Here is a 20,108-nt window from a genome sequence, read left to right on the forward strand (position 1 = left end):
AACGGATGGCCCGCGCAGGATATCGACGCTCTGATGCCGTGGAACTTCGAGCCGAGCGTGATCGGCTAACCGCTTACGGATGAACTGGCGCACGATGTTGATAAAGGGCTGCTTCGTCTCCGTGTCGGCGTGCTCGCGCAGGTAATAGAAGGCAGAGTTGAGGACCAGCTCGACGGCTTCCGGACTGACTTCCGCCTTCAGCTTCCTGATCTTCTCGCCGAAATCTTCCTCCTTTGGGGCTTGCTTCAGCCGGTTCTCGAGCCCCGCTCGGCGTTCCTCGAGTTGATCGAGCATGTCGTCGTAGGCGGGCAGACGCGGCCGGCCTTCTGCTGCACGATCGCTGATCTGCTGGATGATCTGGCGCTGCTCCTGTTCGGCAGCCTTCAACTCCTCGGAAATCTGTTGGCGCTCGTCGGGTTCGTTCCTGGCGGACCTTGCGATGTTGCGGCGCGCCTGTCCGGCGACGTCGTCGAATACACCCATGCCGAAGAAGGCGGCGGGCAGGCAGGACAGGACGCGATCCTCGAGGTTCTTGCGCAGGATGGTCTTCTGGTTGGAACAGCAGGCGCCGTCGAGGCCATTGATCGGCAGCTTGTTCTTGTGGTTGGTGCAGCCGTAGCGGTCCTTGGCCATGATGGCGTAGGATCCGCCACATTCGGCGCATTCCAGCATGCCGCTCAGCAGGTAGCTCGGCCGGTGCGTCCTGTTCAGCCTGTTGGTCATCGTCCGGGAAAAGTTCTCAAGCGTCGTCAGTTGCCGTTCCTTCACGCGCGCCCAGAGTTCGTCGCTGACGATGCGTAAAGACGGGACTTCCGTAACGACCCATGCGCTCTTGTCGTTGAGGCGGGCGGTGCGGCGTTCCGTCCCCGGGTTCTTGCGATAGTTCTGTTTGTTCCAGATGATCCGGCCGACATAGAGCTCGTTGTGGAGGATGCCGGCCTGGCGCTTGCCATCTCCGCGGATGGTGTCGTCCCGCCAGTGCTCCTCCTGCGGTGCGGGAACGCGGCGCGCATTGAGGCTCTGAGCGATTGCTGCCGGGCTAACCCCATCCGCATACTGTTCGAAAATCCAGCGGACGATCTCGGCCTGGGTTGGCTCGATCTCGCGCAGGCCGCGGATACGGTCGCCGTTGGCGTCGCGCTGTTGGCCGAGGCGGTAGCCGTAGGAGAGGCGGGTGGTTGCCTTGCCCTTGCGCGCCGCTGTCTTCATGCCTTCTCGCGTGCGGAAGCGGGTCTGATCAATCAGTTCATGGCTGAGCGTGGAGCGCAGATGCAACTCCATTTGACTGACCTCTTGGCCGGCCTGGACCGTCCAGATAGCTGTATCGTGGTAGGCGAGATCTTTGAGGATCTTGGAGCTGTGCTCGACGTCACGGGAGAGCCGGTCCACGGTGACGCACAAGACGACGTCAATGCGCTCACGCTTCACATGCGCCAGAAGTTGCTGGATCCCGGGGCGCGATGTGAAGGACGTTCCGCTGATCGCCGAGTCGGAATAGATCTCGAGCAGCTTCCAGCCCCTATCGGCGACAAAGGACTTGCCAAGTTCGATCTGTGTTTCGATCGATACCTCGTTCTGACGGTCGGTGGAGTAGCGGGCATAAAACAGCACGGTCTTGGTCATGTGTAGACTTCCATCTCAAACAATCTCTTTGGTGAACATTGGCCGGCTTCGCCGGCCAATGTGATGCGAATGTGCGCGCTGGGCTGCCGCTATTTTGCAACGCCCCGTGCGGCCATATGCTGACGCTGCTTCACGCGGTGCCAAAGGTCCTCTGCGACGAGCTGAAGTGCCGGCACGAAGTCGAAACAGTCACGGCCGGGGACCCAGGATCGACCGCGATAGAGCTCGTCGTTGAGAATGCCGGTTCTTTGCGTGCGGTCACCACGGATCATGCTGTCACGCCACGGCTTGCCGTGCGGACCGACGACACCCAGCGTATTGAAGAGTGCCGCAATCTTTGCCGGCGACATGCCCTCGGCATACAACTGGAAAATCTGCTGAACCGCATTGCCGGCGTCTGCATCCACCTTCCTGAAGCCGAAGATATATTGGCGATCGGCATTGAAAGCGCCCGTATAGCGGTAGCCATAGGAAAGAGGCGCAAGGTGTTCGGCCTCGTAGAGTTCGTCCGGCATCGGCGCAAGAGGATTGCCGCGTCCGAACATGCCGCGCTGATCATCGCAATAGTATTCGATCAGGTCATTGGCCTTGATCTGAACGCCCGGATCGGCCGCCCAGACTTCGATGCCTTTTGCGCGCAGGTCATGCAGCAGCCGTTCCGCAACGGCATGTCTCGAGCACAAACGGTCCAGCGTATGGCAGAGGACGACATCGATCGCCTCCTCTTCGATATGGCCAAGGAGTTTGCGGGCACCCGGCTGCGCCGTGAAGACGACTTCGCCGATATCTTCATCGCGGCAGACAGCGTCCAGCGACCAGCCGTTCTGCTTGATGAAGCGCTTCGCATAATGGAGCTGTGTCTCGAAGCAGGCGCCGAGATGGGGTGTGGTCGAACTGCGTGCATAGAACAAAACGTTCTTCGTCATTGTGGACCCTTGAGATGAAAACCTTCCGTGGGGGACATGGTAGCCGGCGGCGGGAGAGCTGAGAGCCCCCCGCAGCGCTGCCAGGCCATCATGGCCTGGCGCGAGTGATGGATGGAAATCTACGACCATCCATGGGAACTGCCGGAAGTGTGAGGTGATTGCCGACGGCAATAATTGCCGCGATCACGCTTCGCCGGCGCCGGTGTAGCTAGTAGCCCATAGCGGAGCGGTAAGCCGCCGCCTCGGCGGAGTTGCCACGAAGGCGGCCGTCGCGCTGGGGCTCGAGGATCTGCTGCTGGATACTGTCGCGGGCGCCGAGCCAGTACCAACCGCTTTGATCGGGCAGGATGACGAACACCTCGTTCGGGGTGATCCTGATGCGGGTTGCTCCGGTCTCAGCCTTGATCGCCTCACGAAAGAGCTGGTCGCGTTTGCTGTTCGCGTCAGTCTTCTTCGCCTTTGATACCGGCTTCCTGGAGGCGATCGTCGAGGGGGCGATGCGCTTGGTCAGAACCAGTACGCGGCTGACCTTCTTGCGGCGCCCCTCTGCCTCGTCGATGTCGATCACAATACCGCGGCTGAAGATGTCGCAGAGAACGCCGCCGCTCACGGCAACGCAATACCCCCGGAGGAATACAACGCAGGGATGATCGCGCTCAACGCCGATTCGGGCGTTCAGATAGGCAGCGAGTGTCGGCTGGTCAGGAAGACGGCGCCAGTGTCCTTCATATCCCAACAGTCGGAGTGCCCCCTCAATCTCCCCGTCGTGGGCTCCTTTGATCGTAGGGGTGCGTGGGAAGTCGAGCCACCGCGAGCCGTAGCGGACCTGGCGGATTGTGTCTTTCGCTTTAGACAAACTTACGCCGGTGATCGACGCGATAACGTCCGGCCCGGGATAAACCCGGGACTTGGTGTCGTTGTCGACATCGTGCAGGTGACGCAATTTGACTGTTCCGGCAGACGGAGCAGTTTGAATCACCTTGGCTTTTACGAGACCTTTCGGGCGCGGAGCGGCTTCCGGTGGATTGCGGACAACAGCGTTCAAGTCGCCAAAGGGGAGAGCCAGAACATCCTGGGGATCCCCTTCAGGCTGGAAGAGCTTGAGTGCGTCGTTCTTGTGCTGTGCTGTACGAGACATGATGAGTCCTTTCTCTCGTGGTTCGCCTTCGTCGTCGAAGGAAAACCACGCGAAGGACCTCTCCGCGCATGCGGCCGGTGCAGATCGTGAAACCAGGATCTTTCTTGCACTCAATGTCCCGGGACGGCTGGATCGTGGCGCCATCGGCATGGGTTTGGTGATCCATGGGCGCCTCCTTTCCGTTGCGGGTTGGCCTGTTGAACACTCGTTGGCGCCAATAGCTCATAAAGCGCGGGACTTCTCAAGTGTCTGTATCTGCGTGGTTATCGATGCAAATCTGCCGAAACTTGTCGCGAATCTCGAAATGAGACAGCGAGAGCGACTGAGCGGTCTGAACGTGCGCGCCCGTGCGGGAATGACAATAAGCCATTGTTAAGCATGAATTTATCAAAGTGCTGTTGTAAATGAGCAACGCATTGATTGGGTGATGAGCTATCTGGCAATCAGGCCTGCTTGTCGGCCCGTGGCTCCCCGCGAAAGTGCTCGAAACATTCGATTCAGGACAAACGGCGTTTAACCGAGTAATGGGGGGAGGTATCGTAGGGTTTGCAAACGCCGTTAGGTGTTCCAGTGGCCGCGCAGGGTGAACAGGCCGGGATCGCAGGTGGCAGTGAACGAAACCGCTCAGCCGCTTTCGTCGGCACCGTCAGGATAGAGCAGATGGGGCTTGCGGCGGAAGGGCCAGTCGCCATCCTCGTACTTCTCGACGAGCTCATCGAAGACGGCGCGGGACGCGCGTCCGTCGAAACCCTGTCGAATGAGCATCGAGATAACGACAGACCGAAAGGCTTCCAACGCATCGTGGTTCCCCTTCGCGACCATGCTCGAAATCGACATGAACAGCGCCGTTCGGGCAACGTCGTCGCGTCCGGGCCGCTTCGCCTTTCTATTGGCATCGCGCATCGTTTGCTGCCGTTCGCGCTGTTTGCGGTTGCGGATCTCCTCGGACTTCGCTGGCATGCACGCTCTCCATCAGGTCTGCGGCTACCGATGCCAGACCGCATTCCTGTCGGCAACGTCGTTTGCGGGGAATCGGCAATCCCGGTTTATGAATCGTTTGTCTCGAGTTCTGAATCAAATGAGCGCAACTTGAGATGCCTTGCGGGCACGTCGAGGCAGGTCGAGATGACTTGGCGAGCGGCAAAACGCGGTCGTGAATCAAATGACCAGCGTTCGGAATCAAAAATCTCGAGGCTGGAATCAAATGAGCGCAATTTGTCTCAATGTCTGGGCACGTTGAGATGACGTGTCGGCAACTTGGCTGAACTCGCGAGCGGTTTGCGGCTATCGCTTGTACATGACAGCGTCCTCTCCATTGCGCCCCGCCGCCGACCGAGCCCTTTCCGGTTCGGTTTATCCACGGGTCGGGTGTCGTAGCCCCTGCCGTTCATGCGGAATCTGACCTCTCCGGACAGCAATCGGACGTTCCGCCCGGGGCGGTGAGACGGTGGCCTCGCGGATACTTGGCTGCCCGATTTTTGGTCGCGAGGACTTCTTTGCGGAGACCGCAAATGCGCGCTGACGCTTTGTTCGGCTCGATGTTTTGTTTTTGACAGAAGTAAAAGTAGTTTATATTAAAGAGAAAATATTTATTGATGCCGTATAGTTTGAATTAATAAGGTTAATTTACGATAAATCCGAAAATACGGTATATGAAAATGCGGATAAAATAAAGAATATAGATCAACCTATACTGAAATGTTGCTTTACTTGAATTTGCGTACCTGACGATATGGTGCGATCATATAGTAATTCGATGAGTTTATCACCGGATGTATGAGTAACGCGTTGCCAGGAGCACGACATGACGACCAAGACCAGCAAGACGTCCGCCTCTTTCTCTTCTTCTACCTCCACTTTCTCTTACTCCTACGAGGAGCACGGGATCCGCGACCAGGCGCTGCGCGAGCAGCTCGAAACCAGCGCGGCCCATATCTTCGACCTTGGCCGCCGCACGACCGAGCAGACCTTTGAGCTCGGCGACCACCTGGCCCAGGCTGCAGACTTGCTGGCGGACGGACGGTTCGACCGCTGGGTGAAGATGCGCTGTGGGCTCTCGGCGCGCAGCGCCCGCAATAATATGGCGGTGTTCCGCAATCTCGGCCAGTTTCGAGACGATCTGGTCGACCTCTCGATCGGAGCGACCGTGCTGTACCACCTGAGTTCGGCAACACCTGACCAGGTCAAGGCGGCCATCGCCTTCGCCGAGGAGAACAAGCGGCTGCAGGTGGCGGACGTGAAGGCCATTCTGAACGGCGGAGAAGAGGGGGAAGACAAGCCGGAGAAGGACGACCAGTCCGACATCGGCGGCATCACCGGCCTGAAGGCGCTGATTGCCGCCAAGTTCCGCGAGGGTCTGAAGGCGTTCATCGCCCACGTCGTCGCGATCTGCCAGGCGATCGAGGCTGCGCTGGCCAAGCCGCGTGTCATCAAGGAGGCGCTGGCGAAGGAGATCCAGGACATCGCCCGCGTCGCCCGCCAGGAACTCGAAAGCCTGGCCCTGTTCATCGAGCCTGAGCTTGATTGGGGGCGCAACACCAAGCCCACCAAGTTCCCGAAGAAATCGGGTTGGGCCGAGGTCAATGACACGCTTTATACGTTGGGCGGCATCGATAGCTGGCCGAAGTCGAAGGAGATGCGGGACTGGCTTGCCTTGCATGTGCTTCCGGTTCTCGGCTGGGCAGTATCGAAACAGCGGAAACCTGAATGGCCGCTCGTGGCAGCGAAGACTTCGGCTCCTGAACCGGCGGTACCCGTTGAGGCGGCCAGCGTCGCTGACCGGTACGTCGCCGACCGGCACGATGTTGCACCGGAAATGTCGGCTGAGGTCGCGACTGGCGCCGATGTCACGGAGGATGGGATCGCCCGGTTTGGCAAGGCGCTGGAAGAAGCGACGGGCGGCTTCATGACTGTCACTCGGGAAGTGCCGCGGAACCGCAAGCAGTTTGCCAAGGTGCCGCCGCTTGCGGATGACGCTGTGGTCGAAGCCGAACCGATGCCCGCGGTGACGCCGTAAGGTTCAGCTTGCGCGAAGGCCGGTGATCCAGCCTTCCCACCAAACTCGAGAGGGCCGCATGTCGGCCCTTTTCTTTTTGCCTTCGGATGCCGAGTGAAAACGCACTGGCGAATGGTGCCGATCGCCGTAAGCGTTCACCGGTCTCGGGCTTCGTGAGCCCGGCATTAACCTTGTACCGGCTTTGTTCCTTTTTGTTGGTCCGGGTCCTTGAGCCCGGTCGCCGGTCCTGCCAGGTTAGGGGCGTTCGGATGACCGGACACAAAACGGCCCAAGGCAGCGCGCCAACGCTACCAAGGGCCTGACCCTCAAGCCTTCTCAAAAAGGAATCGGGCTATGACCACGCATACTCTCTCTGTCCCCGCCGGGGAAGTTCTCCGTTCGACCGCCGCCGCCGCTACGTTCTCGAAGCGCTCGATCGGCCATGGTGCCAACAGCATCAGCGAACCGGCTGCGTTGCGCCGCCATCCGCATCGCGTTCGCTTCGCCGAGGTCGAGGCCGATCTCGACCTGCTGATCGATCGCGCTATTGCAGCCATCGCCGATGGCGAGCCGCTCGAGGACGAGATCCTCGGACACTACGTCCACATCGCCTCGCTCGTTCGCGCCGTCTCGTTCCGCGAAGGCAAGCTGCTTGAGCAGGCGGTCGAGTGCCTGGCGAAAGCCAACCCCAATGTGACGGTGCTGACGCAGTCGCTGAAACTGCCGCTGGTAAAGGCGGCGCTCGAAGCCGTGTCCGGAAACGACTGGTCGAACCTCGATGGTGTGAAGCTCGATTGCGAGGCACCGGCCAAGGGCAGCTACACGCCGGACCTGATCGTCGTAAACCGCGCGCGGCATACCGCCTACATCCTCGACGTCAAGCGTTCGCTCGCCTCCTACGGTGACACCAGCCGCCTCGAAGAATTGAAGTTCAAGATGATGGCCGGCGCCATGGTGCTGCCCGACTGGCTCTACAAGCATCACAAGCGAATGATGGTCGGCACGGTCGAGGTTGCGATTGTCGATGGCGCCAGCCGTCCGAGCGATCACGCGACCGGCATCTGGGCGCTTTCCGAGATCGACGACTTGCTGGAGATCGACGGTGTTGCCGCCTGCATGGCCGAACTGCGTCTGCGCTTCGGCCGCCGCGTGCAGCAGCTTCTCGAAGCGGAAGCGCGCAAAGCGCTTGGTGTTCCGGAGGCGACCGTCGCCAACACGGCGCCTGCTTCGGCCATCGCCGACAGGCCGCTCATCGCCCTGAACGGTCCGGCGCTGAGCTATGAAGAAGAGCAGGCGATGGTCGGGCCGAAGGAGGACGATGGCTACTACGATCTCGGCTGCTTCGGCAAGGAGCAGGATGACGAACCCGCACCGGTCCGTATCAGGGTCGGCTTTGCCCGTCGTCCTCGTCCGCACTGACGGGCCGCCAGTCCGACGTCACTGATTGCGGCCGCGCCAAATAGCGCGTGGCCGGCTTCCCTCACCCTTCCATTCCATGAACGCCGGAGGCGCACGCGCTCCGGCGAGGAGACAGTCATGTCCATCGCGACCCACAGCCCGACTGTGGCCGGCTTCCATTGCGAAGCGGTCACGACCGACACCATCGCGTCGGCCTGCACCCACAGCAGGCTGGCGACTTTCGCCCATGCCAAACCCGCCGGCATCGATCGCTGCGCGGATGACCCCGCCGTTTTGATCGGCCTGGCACTCGCCTTTGCGCGGCAAAGCCCTCTGCTGGATGGTCCTGTGCCGGCGCCTCTGATGCGTCGGCTGCATGAGCTATCAGACGGTGGCAACGCGGCTTGCCGCTTGCTGCTCGACTGGTTGCGAAGCCGCAACCGGAATCTCGGTTGGTCCCGGAACGAGCATCTGATCCCACCGACCCCGGTAGCGGTGGCGGCTGACATCCATCTGCCGCGCCGTTCGCCGCGCGAGCGTGTGCTGGCGGCTTCCGCGAGGTCCGGCCCCAGGGGCGAACGGCGGCGTGGTCGGACGCGTCCGCGCGATCCGGTGCAAAACCTCGAAACGGCAATTATTGCCGCGGAGACGGGAGGGCGCGTCGATGGATAAACTCGCTCGTCTGTTCATCCGCCGCCTCCGGCATCTTGCCCGCCGCGACGCGCGCCGGACCGCGCTGCGCAATGGTCTGCTGGAAGGGAAAGTCGCCGATGTCGATGGTCATCTGCTTTGCTGCTACAGCCCGGCTTTCGACACGACAAGGCTGACCGGCGATCCGGTTCGCGATGGTCTCTGGTTCCGGCGCAATTTTGGCGGAGGGCTTATCGCACCGAAAGAGGCGAGCAAGCCAGGTTCCGGCGCCGGTCCCGGCGGAGACGGCGGCGGTGTCGTGACGATGGAGGTCATCGACATGACGCCCGTCTCGCAGTTGCTTGCCTTTCCCCGGAAGCGTTGCGGTGCAATCGCGCAAGATGCGGTGCTGGGTAAAGGCTTCGATCGCCGTGCCTACATTGTTCGTCTTGTGGACAGCGCAGCAGCGCCGCCGCTGGTCAGCCATGTCGTGGCGACCCTGGTGTTGGCGCGCGCGGCGCGCAGTAGCGGACGGTCGCTGCGGGAGATTGTTCACACGCTGATCCATGTGACACCGGTCATCACGCTCCATGCGCCGCTCGATGGCTTCGAACGGGAGGCGTTGAGGCTCCTGGAAAAATCCCGGCTGGTGCCTGGCGGTCCGTTCGCCATCATCGATGCCGACCATATGTTCGATGATAACCACTTCGACGTTTATGAAGGAGAGGTTCGCAAACGTCTTGTGGCATTCTCAGGCGCTGGCGTGCATCGTGTAACCGGCAATGCCCTGCGTCGGCGAATGATCAGCGCGCTGTCCCGCGACTTGCCCATCCTTGCCATCGCCGAGAAGCGATCGGACATTCCCTCGCTCTTGCGCATCTCCGCCGACCTGTCGCTGGAAACGGGAAAGCTTGACCGGAGGTTTGTCGCTGACCTGATCGAGGTGCTCTATCCGGACACGGCAATTGAAAGCGTTCCCCTGCCATCGGATTCGGATGCGCGGTGGCTGTCGCTGGAGGATCTGGTCCTTGCGTTTCGGCCGGGACGGCATATCAGGGACGCGCTGCATGTGCTTGCCACGCTCATCGAACGCAATCGCAGCGACTTCGAAGAAGGCGATGGCGAGGAAGGTGGGGGAAGCGAGAAGACAAAGGGATCTGGATCCAAGCCTGCCACCGCCTCCACCGAGAAATCCTCGGGGTCGGACGAAAAGCCGAAGGCTTCCGATAGTGACAGCAACGGCCGCTTGAAGAAGGACAAGCCGTCGGGTGCCGAAGTGATCCAGCCGGAGCTATTGCCGACCACCGGCGGGACTGGCGACAGGTCACCGATGACCGTCGAGACCCTTTCCGGATACGGCCGCGCAAAAGACTGGGCGCTCGATCTCAAGGCGGATCTGGACGATTACCGCGCCAGCATCCTCACCTGGTCGGAGATGAGCACCAAGCTGTTGCTGTCCGGACCGCCCGGCACAGGCAAGACGACGTTTGCGCGGGCGCTGTGCAACAGCCTGCAGGTTCCACTGGTCGTCACGTCCGTGTCCACCTGGCTGCAGGGCGGTCATCTGAATGATGTCATTGACAAGATGTCGAAGACCTTCATCGAGGCTCGCGCCATGGCACCGGCAATTCTGTTCATCGACGAGATCGACGGCATCGGCAAGCGGCAACCGGCGGAGCGGGAGCATGCGGACTATTGGAACGCCCTGGTCAACAAGGCGCTGGAACTGCTCGATGGCGCCGTGAAATCCGAGGGCTTGATCGTCGTCGGCGCGACCAACCGCCCTGACCATATTGACGAGGCCATCAAGCGGTCCGGAAGGCTGGAAACGCATATCGAAATCCCAAGGCCCGATGTACCGACCCTTGCGGAAATCCTCGCCCATCATCTGGGTGATGACGTGACGGCGCTGATCGGGGAGCCGGTATCGGGTGTCGGGTCGGAAACCAACGACGGATTCTCGTTGAAGAAGATCGTCGCCGATCATCTGAGAGAAGAAGCGGAGAACGAACGGAAGGAGGCAGACAGATGAACGAGCCGCAGAGCAGCAACACGACGGAAACGCTGGCGGTCACTCAGCAGGGCAATCCTGTCGACGCGATCCTGCGGCGCCTCGCCACGCGGGCCATGGGACTGACGGGCGCCGATATCGAGCGCATCGTCCGGGAGGCGCGATTGAAGGCGCGCCGCGGCAAGCGCGCGATCCGCTATGAGGATATCGAAGAGGGCATTCGTGGCAATCGTCCGCCCGTGCCCATCGATTTGCGCTGGCGCTACGCATTCCACGAGGCGGGGCATGCCGTCGTACATCATGCTCTCGATCTCGGCCCCGTCCGAGGTCTCTATATCGACACCGGGGAGGGCGCCTATAATCTGCTCGGCTTCCATGCATCCGGAACCAATACCCACATCTGGTACGAAAACATGCTCACCGTGTTGATGGCCGGGAGGGCCGCCGAAAAACTGGTGCTGAAGCGGGTATCCAGCGGCTCGGCGGGCGCTGACGAAAGTGATCTGGCGCGGGCCACGCGGGTCGCGTTCGACATGGAGCGGACGCTTGGCTTCGGCACCGAATATCCACTGCTCTATCGCCCGCATCGTGATCCGGGCGCGGCTCTCGATCGTGATGCTGAACTCGCGGCACGCGTTCATGGCAGGCTGGAAGCGGCACTCGACCGGGCCGCCGCGATCCTCAGGAGGCGCAGGCCGGCCTTCTATGCCCTCGCCAAGGCGCTGTTCGATGCACAGGCGATGGATGAAAAGGCGGTGATGCATATACTGAAAGACGATGATCTGCCGCCCTGAAGCTGATAGTCATGCGGCCGATGAGGAGAAGCCGAGTGCAGGATGAGTGTCGCAGTCGTAGCCCATCGCGATTGGAGCATGGACCACAAGAAGCGCAGGATGACCGTCGCCGACACTGATAGCGTATTCAGTCTCCAGTGGGTCGGACGTGCAATCCATAAAGAAGTTCACCCATAAGAGATGTCGGTGCAGGCGGTCATACCGTTCACGCACGAGCGACCATCGGCGATTGACGGCTGGAGTAGAGTTTGGTTCTCCAACGCTGCTCGAGACTTTGCCATTGACGAAGAGACACGCCTCGCCAGGGCCATTTATCGCGTTTGCCCACGCGATGCTGAACACGATGTCGAAACCAACGTGGGCGGCGCGCGAGCCTCTTCACCTGTCAAGCCGCGCGCTAAGGGGCTCTGGCAGCGTTGCTACCGGCGCTGACACGCTCCTTGATATCGCTATCGGGATTCAACGGCTAGAACCCACTCAAAAGCTGGAAATTCGACTGCCCCGGAGGGTCCAATACGGATGCACCGGGGCAATGATTTGCTCTTTATACCGCGACCGCTCAGCGCTTGACGTCGCGTCACGCAGCCTGTTTTGCCTTGAGCGTTCCGGCCTCGACCACGGCCGAGACGAGGACGCCGGCGACCAGGGCCCAGAAAGGCGCGCTGATACCGAGAAGCGAAACGTTTGACATTGCGACTGCAAGCGCCACGAAAGCGCCTGTCTGATTGCCGAGCGACTTGCCGAAAGCGTTCTGGAAGGCGGACAGGAGCACGCCGATCATCGCAAGGCCGGCGACGGTGCCGATGAGGGCCGACGGTAGGCTGAGCACGATCGGAACAGCGGCGCCGGCGAGGAGGCCGAAGGCGGCGAAGAGCACGCCGTTGACAACCGTCGCGGCATAGCGCCCCTCCTTGTTCTCGCCGGCCTGTTCGGACGAACATATGGCTGTCATCGGGCCCGCGATATTGGCGTTGTGGCCGCCGAGGAAGCCGGCCGCAACGCCGCCGATGCCGGAAATGATCGTCATCGCATTGACTGGCGGCCGGTAGCCTTCGGCCATGAGCACGCCGGTCGCCTGCGCGTTTTCGGCGCCGATCACGAGAAGGGCGAGCGGGATTGCGATCGCGAAGAAGGCATCGATGGAGAACACCGGCATTGTGAATTCAGGCGCTGCGAAGGCGATGTTGGCCGCGCCGCCTCCGACCGCACCGGTCGCGAGTGCCGCGATCAGGCCGGCGACGAGGGCGGCCAGCACCGGCGGGATGGTCCTGGACAACCGCATGGAGACGAAGAAGGCGAGGATCGCGGCGCCGGCAATCAGCGGTGCTGTGCCGAGCGCAGTCACGGCGCCTGTCGCAAAGCGGATCAAGGCGCCGGCGATCATCGCCATGACGATCGGCATCGGCAGCCAGCGCATCACCTTGCCGATGAGCCCGGTGACGCCGAGCAGCAGGACGAGCAGGCCCGCCAGGATGAAGGCGCCGACGGCTTCGTTGAACGGAATGGTCGCAAGCGAGCCGGCGACGAGGGCAGCACCCGGGATCGAGTAGGCGCCGTTGACCGGCTGCTTGTAATAGAGCGCAAGCAGCAGGCTGATGAGCCCGCCGAGCACGTAGATCGCAAAGAGCCAGGCGACGGTCTGCCCGTTGGTCAGATGGCCCGCCTCGGCGGCGCCGATGACGATGAGCGCCGGGCCGGAGCAGCCGAAGATGGCGGCGACGAGGCCGGCGCTCATGGTCTTGATGCCGAGATGCTTCGGCAGGTCGCGCAGACCCGACGCAAGGCCGGGTCCCCGTTCGACAAGGCGTTTTTCCTGTGTCGTCTGCTTTATCTTGTTCATTTTTCAATCCTCCCGAAGCGGATCCATGGCCGCTCCCTCCTCGTGGAACTGGGGCCGGGTTCCCGCCCGGCCGATGGTTCAGCGGCCGACGAAGGCCGGCGCGCGCTTTTCGTGGAAGGCGAGCACACCTTCGCGGAAATCCTCCGATGTGCGAAGCCGGCTGTAGCAATGGCCCTCGAGTTCGATGGCCGTCGACAGCAGCGCGTCGTCGGTGTCGTTCAGGAGCTTCTTCGCCGTGCGCTGGGCAAGCGGCGAAAAGCCGATCAGTTCCTCGACGAGCGCATCGACGGCCTTTTCAAGATCGGCATCCGCAACGATTTCCGAGGCGATGCCCCAGTCGTAGGCCTCCTGGCCGGTGATCCGCTTTGAACGCATCACGATGTTCTTGGTGCGGGTGACGCCCACCATCTTCTGCAGGCGGGCCGAGCCGCCGGAGCCGGGGATCTGGCCGAGCTTCTGCTCGGGCAGTGCGTAGCGCGTGGTATCCGTCGCGATGCGGAAGTCGCAGGCGAGCGACAGTTCGAAGCCGACGCCGAAGCAATAACCGCGGTTGGCCGCGATCACCGGCTTGGAGCAACGGGCAGGTGCCGCAATGTTCCAGGCTAGGTGCGAGACGTGCTCCGGGCTTGCCTCGAGGAAGCCCTTGATATTGCCGCCGGACGAGAAGTGCTCGCCCTTGCCGGCAACGACGATGATGCGTACGCGATTGTCCTCGTCGAGGGCCTCGAAGACGAGGCGCAACTGGTCGCGCGCCAGCATGGAGACGACGTTGTAGGGCGGACGGTCGAGCGTAATGTCGGCGCGCTGGTGGGCCACATCCATCGTGACGGTGAATCCGTCGAGTTCGGCGAGGCGCGGGTCCTGGAATGCGGCTTGTTCGGTCATGGATTTTCCTTTCGTTGGTCTGGCGGCGCTCTGGCCGCTCACTGATGTTCGGGAATGCGTTCTTCGGTGTACTCGCCGGCCACCAGAAGGCGGCGCAGCAGCTTGCCGACAGGGGATTTCGGGATAGCCTCAACGAAGACGAAGCGGCGCGGCCGGCGGAAATTGGCAAGGCCGGAAGCGCGGCAATGGTGGTCGAGGTCCTCAGCCGTAACAGTGCCGCGCCGCTTGACGAAGGCGACGACGATCTTGCCCCAACGCTCGTCGGGCAGGCCGACGACGGCGACTTCGGCGACGCCCTCATGCAGCGAAAGACAGCTTTCCACCTCGACCGGCGAAACATTCTCGCCGCCGGTGATGATCATGTCGTCGGCCCGCCCGGTGACGAAGAGATCGCCGTCCTGGTCGACGAAGCCGGTGTCGCCGGTGAAGTACCAGCCGCGGTGCAGCGCCTTGGCATCCGCGTCGGGCCGGTTCCAGTAGCCCTCGAAGGCCTCGTCGCTCTTCATCAGCGCGATGATCTCGCCTTCCTCGCCGACGGCCGCTCCCTCGTCCGGGTTGCGGCCGCCCAGTTTGACGACACGGATCATCTGGTTGATGCCGGCGCGGCCGGCGGAGCCGGGCTTGCCCGCCGCCTTCTGCTCGATCGTGAAGGTGTAGATTTCCGACGAGCCGTAATGATTGACGAAGAGTTCGGGCTCGAAAGTCTGATCAAGTCTTTTCAGCAGCCCGTCGGTCATCGAAGCGCCGGCATAACCGAGCTTGCGGACGGAAGCGACGCGCTCGGGCGAAAAGGCCTCGTGATGCACGAGATCGTGGTAGAGCGTCGGCACCAGATAGAGGTTGGTGATCTTCTCGCGCTCGATGAGATCGAGCGCCTTTGCCACTTCGAAGCGCGGCAGGCAGACGAAGGTCCCGCCGATCAGCGCGGAAGCGATCAGCGAACGCACGCCCATCGTGTGATACAGAGGCATGACGCCAAGTGTGCGCTCGCCATGCCGGTAGAGGTTCTGCGCGACGTGGGCCAGGGCGCCGGCGCGCTCGGCCCGATGCCGTCGAGGCACGCCCTTCGGCTTCGACGTCGTGCCAGATGTATAGAGCATAAGCGACCAGTCCGCAGCGTCCGCCAGGGGCACCGCATCGCGGGCGCTGCTATCCATTATGCCGGCGAGCGCATCGGCGGAGAATTGCGGCAGGTCGCGCGCGAGGCGCGACAGGCGCACGGCCTCTTCCGTTGCGACCTCGTAGAACACGGCCCTTGCGCCGGCATCCGCGATGCCGAAGTCGATTTCGTCGGTCTTGGCCCGCCAGTTGAGCGGCGTGACGATCAGGCCGAGGAATTGGCAGGCCCAATGCAGCGACGCGTTCTCCCAGCGGTTCTGCATGGCGGTGAGCACATGGTCGCCCCGCTTCAGGCCGGTCTCGTCGAGAGCTGCGGCAAGCGCCGAAACCTTGCCGTACCAGTCGCGATAGCTCAATCGCACCTCCCCGTCGACGATCGCGAGCCGGTCCGGGTCGCGCTCGACGCTTGCGAGGAAACTCGTTCCAAGATCAAACATTCGGTTTCTCCTCCTTCCGTTGTTCCTCAGCGGCGGCGAGCGCCGCCTCGACGATGGTCGCGTAGCCCGTGCACCGGCAGAGATGGCCGGAGAGGTGCTCGCGAATCTCTTCCCGGCCCGCGTCGGGACGCTCACGCAAAAGGACGTCGAGCGACATCAGGATGCCGGGCGTGCAGAAGCCGCATTGCAGGCCGTGGTGGCGGCGAAAGGCCGCCTGAAGCGGGGAGAGCTCGGCCGGGTCGGGCGAAAGCGCTTCCACGGTCCTCACATCGCTGCCGCGCACCTGCTGGGCGAGTGTCAGGCAGGCGCGGGCCGGCTTTCCGTCGATCTGCACGGTACAGGCCCCGCAGACGCCGTGCTCGCAGCCGACATGGGTCCCGGTCAGTCCGATCTCGTGGCGAAGCAGGTCCGAGAGCAGCATGCGATTTTCGGCCTCTGCGCGGACCGTTCGGCCATTGAGGGTGAAGTCGACCGGGTGCTTCCGGGCAGCATTCATGCGCGGCATCGGCTTGCCTCCTTCAGGGTCTCGCGGCCAAGGCTGCGGACCAGTTCGCGCCGGTAGCGCGCGCTTGCGTGAATGTCGTCGCGGGCGTTCAGCGACCAGGCGATGTCGTTGATGGCATCGTCGAACTGGTCGTCGTCGAGCGCCGGCAGCGGGAAGACGCGGGGCCGGTCGTCGACGCCGGCAATGCCAAGGCGCAAGCCCCTGTCATCGGCGACGGCGGCGCAGGCGACGATGGCGAAATCGCCATGCCGGCGGCCGACCTCTCGAAAGGCATAACCGCTGCCGTGCCGTGCCTTCGGGAAATGCACGGCTTCGATCATCTCGCCCTCGGCGAGGTCGGTGGCCATCATGCCGATGAAGAAGTCGTCCGCCTTGACCACACGCTTCTGCTTGCGGCTGCGCAGGCTGACCGCGCCGCCGAGCGTCACCAGGGACAGCGGCAGCTCCGCGCTCGGGTCAGCATGGGCGATCGAGCCGCAGACTGTGCCGCGAGCCCGCGTCTGCACATGCCCGAGCCACGGGAAGGCGGCGGCCAGAAGCGGCAGGTCGCGCAAAAGGCTGGGCCAAGCTTCCAATTCCGCCTGCCGCACGCCCGCCCCGACGACGATTTCGTCGCCGGATGTCTCGATCCGGCGCAGCGCTTCAAGCCGCATGATGTCGACGAGCAGGGCAGGGCGGGCGAGCCGCATGTTCAGCATCGGTACCAGCGACTGTCCGCCGGCGATCACGCGCGCTTCGCCGCCGCCCTCGGCGAGCGCGGCCAGCGCTTCCTCGATCGTTTCCGGACAGAGGAAATCGAAGGATGCGGGTTTCATCGGCGCCCCCCGAAGAGTTTGAAAAGCCGCTGGATGAAGCCGGCGGCGGCGCTGGGAGGCGCGCCGCCGCCGGCATGACGGGCGAGCGCCTGGAAGAACTGGCCGATCACCACGCGCGCCGCGCCGTCGAGTAGGCGTCCGCCGACCGAGGCGACCTTGCCGCCGATCGCCGCCTCGTAGCGATAGTCGATGCGGGTGCCGGTGGCGGTTTCGGTCAGCGTGACGCGGCCCGTGCCGCGGCCGGAGCCGAGTGCGCCTTCCGTGCCGCCGGAGAGCGTAACGGCTTCCGGCTCGACCATGTCGGACAGACGGATGTCGGCGCGGTAGCGGCCCTTGACCGGCCCGATGCCGAGTGTGACCTCGGCGCGGAAATGCGTGTCGGAGACCTTCCGGACCTCGTGCGCACCGGGGATGATCGCCTTCAGCGTGTTCGGGTCGAGCAGCATCGCCCACACCGAAGCGCGGGTGGCGGTGACCTCAGCCGAGCCTGAACCGGTCAGCATCCGCTCACCCGAGGCCCCGGTGGCGACCGGGGTCGGATCTCGCGGCTTCGACGGAGGTCGCTCCTCGCCATAGAGCCATTCGCTGACCCGGCTTGGCGACAGTGGCAGCCGGATGTCCTCGACGCCGAGCGCATCGGCGACGGCGTTGGCGATACAGACGGGCGTCGACATGCAATTGCCCTCGCCGACGCCCTTGGCGCCGAGCGGTGTGAAAGGCGACGGCGTCTCGTGATGGAGGATCAGCGGCTCCGGTGTCTCCATGACGGTCGGGATCAGGTAGTCGGCGAGCGTTCCAGTCAGGAAGCTACCGTCGCCGCCATAGGCGTACTCCTCGTAAAGCGCAGCGCCGACTGCCTGGGCGAAGCCGCCGCGCACCTGGCCATCGACCATGCCGGGATGCAGGATGCTGCCGCAGTCGTGCATCGTCACGTAGCGGTCGATACGCACCTGGCCGGTCTTCCGGTCAATTTCCACGCCGCAGAAGTCAAAGATGAAGCCGTGACAGAGTGACGAGTTGATGCCGTCCGCCGCTGTCGGCGCCTGCAGCTCGTCCGGCGTCCAGAAGACCGTCTCGCGGATCGTCTGGCCTGTACCCTCCGGCAGGGTGCCTGGTGCCCAGTGGCTTGCCGCCGCGACGCGCCCGAAGGAGACGGCATTGTCCGGATTGTCGCGATCGAGGAGCTTGCCGGCCCTGAAGTCCACGCGGTCAGGCGTGATGTTGAGCTGGCGAGCGGCGATCGTTGCAAGTCGGGCCCGGATGCGGTCGGCCGCAAGTGCTGCAGCGCCCGCGACGGCGGGAGCGAAGCGGCTTGCATAATTGCCGGACGCGATCGACCAGGCGTCGCGCGCCGTGTCGAGTTCCGTGTTGACGCGCACCGTCTCCATGGCAAGCCCGAGCCGCTCGGCAACCACCTGTGCCAGGACGGTGCGGTGACCCTGGCCCTGTGGCACGGAGGCCACCTTGACGGTGACGGAACCGAGCGGATCGATGGCCACCGTCGCGACGGCCTGGGCGCCGTTCTTCGGTCCCGCCTTTGCCCGCTCCTCCGGCGTCAGCACGGTCGTGATGTAACCCATGTTGGAGACGCTCGGCTCGACCACCGCCGCATACCCGATGCCGTAGAGCCGCCCTTCGGCGCGGGCTGCGTCCCGTTGCCGCAGTAGCGCCTTAAGGCCGCCTTCCGTTGCGGCGCGATCAAGAGCAGTCCTGTAGTCGCCGGAATCGAGCAGCCCGCCGGTCGCCGTGCGGTAAGGAAAGGCATCAGCCGGTACGAGGTTGCGGCGAATGACGTCGAGCGGGTCAAGGCCGAGGTCGTCGGCGATCTTGTGCACCAGCCGTTCAAGCGCGAAATAGATCTGCGGTCCGCCGAAGCCACGGTTCAGCCCGGTCGGCGTCTTGTTGGTGAGCACGACGCGGTTTCGAATGGCGACGTTTTCGATCGCATAGGCGCCGGTCATGTTGCCGTGCATGCGGTAGAGCGTTGCCGGCTCCGGTGCGCGCAGATGGGCGCCGCAGTCTTCCAGTTGATCCCAGCAAAGCGCGGTGATGCGGCCGTCGGCGGCAACGGCCGCCTCGATCGTCGAGACGCGGTTGGTCGCCGAGACGGATGCCGTCAGGTGTTCGAGCCGGTCTTCAATCCATTTTACCGGCCGTGCGGAGACGCGGGCGGCGACGGCCGCGAGAATGACATAGGGAAACACGCCCTGCTTGATGCCGAAGGAGCCGCCGGAATCAGGCGGCGTGCGCAGCCGCATACGGTTGCCAGGCACGTTCAGGGCGCGGGAAATCACCGCATGGATCGAGAACGGACCCTGAAAATTTGCCGTGACGTCATAGGCGTCCTCGCCTGGATCGTATTCCGCGATGACGCCGTAGGTTTCGATCGGCGTGCAGGAATTGCGCGGATAGGCGATGCGGATGGAAACGCGGTGGGCGGCCGCCGCGAACGCTGCTTCCGGGTCGCCATAGCGAAAGGCGCGCTCGTTGATAAGGTTGGTGCCGAGCGACGGATGCAGCACTGGTGCGTCCGCCGCTACCGCCTTCTCGGGATCGACGACGGCGGCCAGCGTCTCGTATTCGACCTCGATCAGGTCGAGCGCGTCTTCGGCGACATAGCGGTTTTCGGCGACGACAAGGGCAACGGGCTCCCCGACATAGCGCACCCGATCGCGGGCAATCGGCCAGCATTCGACATTGGCCTTTACTCCCACCGTCATGCTGCGGGTGAGCCTCGCCACGTCCGCGCCGGTCATGACGGCAAAGACGCCGGGCAGCGCGCGGGCGGCATTCGTATCGATCGCCCTGATCTCGGCATGGCCATGCGGCGAGCGCAGGATCGCCAGATGCGCGGTGTCGCGCCGGACGGGCAGGTCGTCGATGTAGCGGCCGCGGCCGGTCAAAAGTCCGGCATCCTCGACACGTTCGACGGTCCGGCCGATCAGGCCTCCCGTCGTTTCCAATCTCGTCATTCGCTCCTCCCGCACCCGTT

15 protein-coding genes are annotated in these 20,108 nt (G+C 63.2%); 5 read left to right on the forward strand and 10 right to left on the reverse strand.

The window, feature by feature from the left end:
- The 4 genes from AC07UR_RS28730 to AC07UR_RS28745 form a co-directional block, all read right to left on the reverse strand.
- The coding region (locus tag AC07UR_RS28730) for a recombinase family protein (RefSeq protein WP_494700218.1) at positions 1-1,623 on the reverse strand (1,623 nt) is incomplete at its 3' end.
- Positions 1,624-1,712: 89 nt separating this feature from the next.
- Complete coding sequence (locus tag AC07UR_RS28735) at positions 1,713-2,549, reverse strand: recombinase family protein (RefSeq protein WP_209792228.1); 837 nt, start codon at positions 2,547-2,549, stop codon at positions 1,713-1,715.
- Positions 2,550-2,757: 208 nt separating this feature from the next.
- On the reverse strand, positions 2,758-3,687 hold the full coding sequence (locus AC07UR_RS28740; protein ID WP_234942017.1) for a hypothetical protein: 930 nt from the start codon (positions 3,685-3,687) through the stop codon (positions 2,758-2,760).
- Between the two features lie 624 nt (positions 3,688-4,311).
- Positions 4,312-4,647: a hypothetical protein gene (locus tag AC07UR_RS28745; protein WP_209792225.1), complete on the reverse strand. Its 336-nt coding sequence runs from the start codon at positions 4,645-4,647 to the stop codon at positions 4,312-4,314.
- 844 nt (positions 4,648-5,491) lie between these two features.
- Between AC07UR_RS28745 and AC07UR_RS28750 the strand changes: the two genes are divergently transcribed.
- The 5 genes from AC07UR_RS28750 (at position 5,492) to AC07UR_RS28770 (ending at position 11,515) form a co-directional block, all read left to right on the forward strand.
- Positions 5,492-6,703, forward strand: coding sequence for a hypothetical protein (locus AC07UR_RS28750; protein ID WP_209792222.1), 1,212 nt, complete (start codon positions 5,492-5,494; stop codon positions 6,701-6,703).
- 333 nt (positions 6,704-7,036) lie between these two features.
- Positions 7,037-8,101 (forward strand): hypothetical protein, encoded by a 1,065-nt coding sequence (locus AC07UR_RS28755; RefSeq protein WP_209792219.1) that lies wholly within the window; start codon positions 7,037-7,039, stop codon positions 8,099-8,101.
- Between the two features lie 117 nt (positions 8,102-8,218).
- Positions 8,219-8,752: a hypothetical protein gene (locus AC07UR_RS28760; RefSeq protein WP_209792217.1), complete on the forward strand. Its 534-nt coding sequence runs from the start codon at positions 8,219-8,221 to the stop codon at positions 8,750-8,752.
- Complete coding sequence (locus AC07UR_RS28765; protein WP_209792215.1) at positions 8,745-10,742, forward strand: AAA family ATPase; 1,998 nt, start codon at positions 8,745-8,747, stop codon at positions 10,740-10,742. The genes AC07UR_RS28760 and AC07UR_RS28765 overlap by 8 nt, the downstream gene beginning before the upstream one ends.
- Entirely contained in the window at positions 10,739-11,515 is a 777-nt protein-coding gene (locus AC07UR_RS28770; protein WP_209792213.1) for an ATP-dependent metallopeptidase FtsH/Yme1/Tma family protein, read from the forward strand. Before AC07UR_RS28765 ends, AC07UR_RS28770 begins: the two co-directional genes overlap by 4 nt.
- A gap of 577 nt (positions 11,516-12,092) precedes the next feature.
- On the opposite strand, the gene AC07UR_RS28775 is transcribed toward AC07UR_RS28770, so the two are convergent.
- The 6 genes from AC07UR_RS28775 to AC07UR_RS28800 form a co-directional block, all read right to left on the reverse strand.
- Positions 12,093-13,355, reverse strand: a complete 1,263-nt coding sequence (locus AC07UR_RS28775; RefSeq protein WP_173422321.1) for a benzoate/H(+) symporter BenE family transporter — start codon at positions 13,353-13,355, stop codon at positions 12,093-12,095.
- 78 nt (positions 13,356-13,433) lie between these two features.
- The gene (locus AC07UR_RS28780) at positions 13,434-14,240 is read right to left on the reverse strand and encodes an enoyl-CoA hydratase/isomerase family protein (RefSeq protein ID WP_209792210.1); all 807 of its coding nucleotides are present in this window, start codon (positions 14,238-14,240) and stop codon (positions 13,434-13,436) included.
- 38 nt (positions 14,241-14,278) lie between these two features.
- The gene (locus AC07UR_RS28785; protein ID WP_209792208.1) at positions 14,279-15,796 is read right to left on the reverse strand and encodes an AMP-binding protein; all 1,518 of its coding nucleotides are present in this window, start codon (positions 15,794-15,796) and stop codon (positions 14,279-14,281) included.
- On the reverse strand, positions 15,789-16,301 hold the full coding sequence (locus tag AC07UR_RS28790; protein ID WP_173422318.1) for a (2Fe-2S)-binding protein: 513 nt from the start codon (positions 16,299-16,301) through the stop codon (positions 15,789-15,791). The genes AC07UR_RS28785 and AC07UR_RS28790 overlap by 8 nt, the downstream gene beginning before the upstream one ends.
- On the reverse strand, positions 16,289-17,116 hold the full coding sequence (locus tag AC07UR_RS28795) for an FAD binding domain-containing protein (RefSeq protein WP_173422317.1): 828 nt from the start codon (positions 17,114-17,116) through the stop codon (positions 16,289-16,291). The genes AC07UR_RS28790 and AC07UR_RS28795 overlap by 13 nt, the downstream gene beginning before the upstream one ends.
- Positions 17,113-20,088, reverse strand: a complete 2,976-nt coding sequence (locus AC07UR_RS28800) for a xanthine dehydrogenase family protein molybdopterin-binding subunit (protein ID WP_209792205.1) — start codon at positions 20,086-20,088, stop codon at positions 17,113-17,115. Before AC07UR_RS28800 ends, AC07UR_RS28795 begins: the two co-directional genes overlap by 4 nt.
- Between the last annotated feature and the right edge of the window lie 20 nt (positions 20,089-20,108).

It is taken from the genome of Ensifer sp. GW821-FHT05G01 (genome assembly GCF_059419585.1).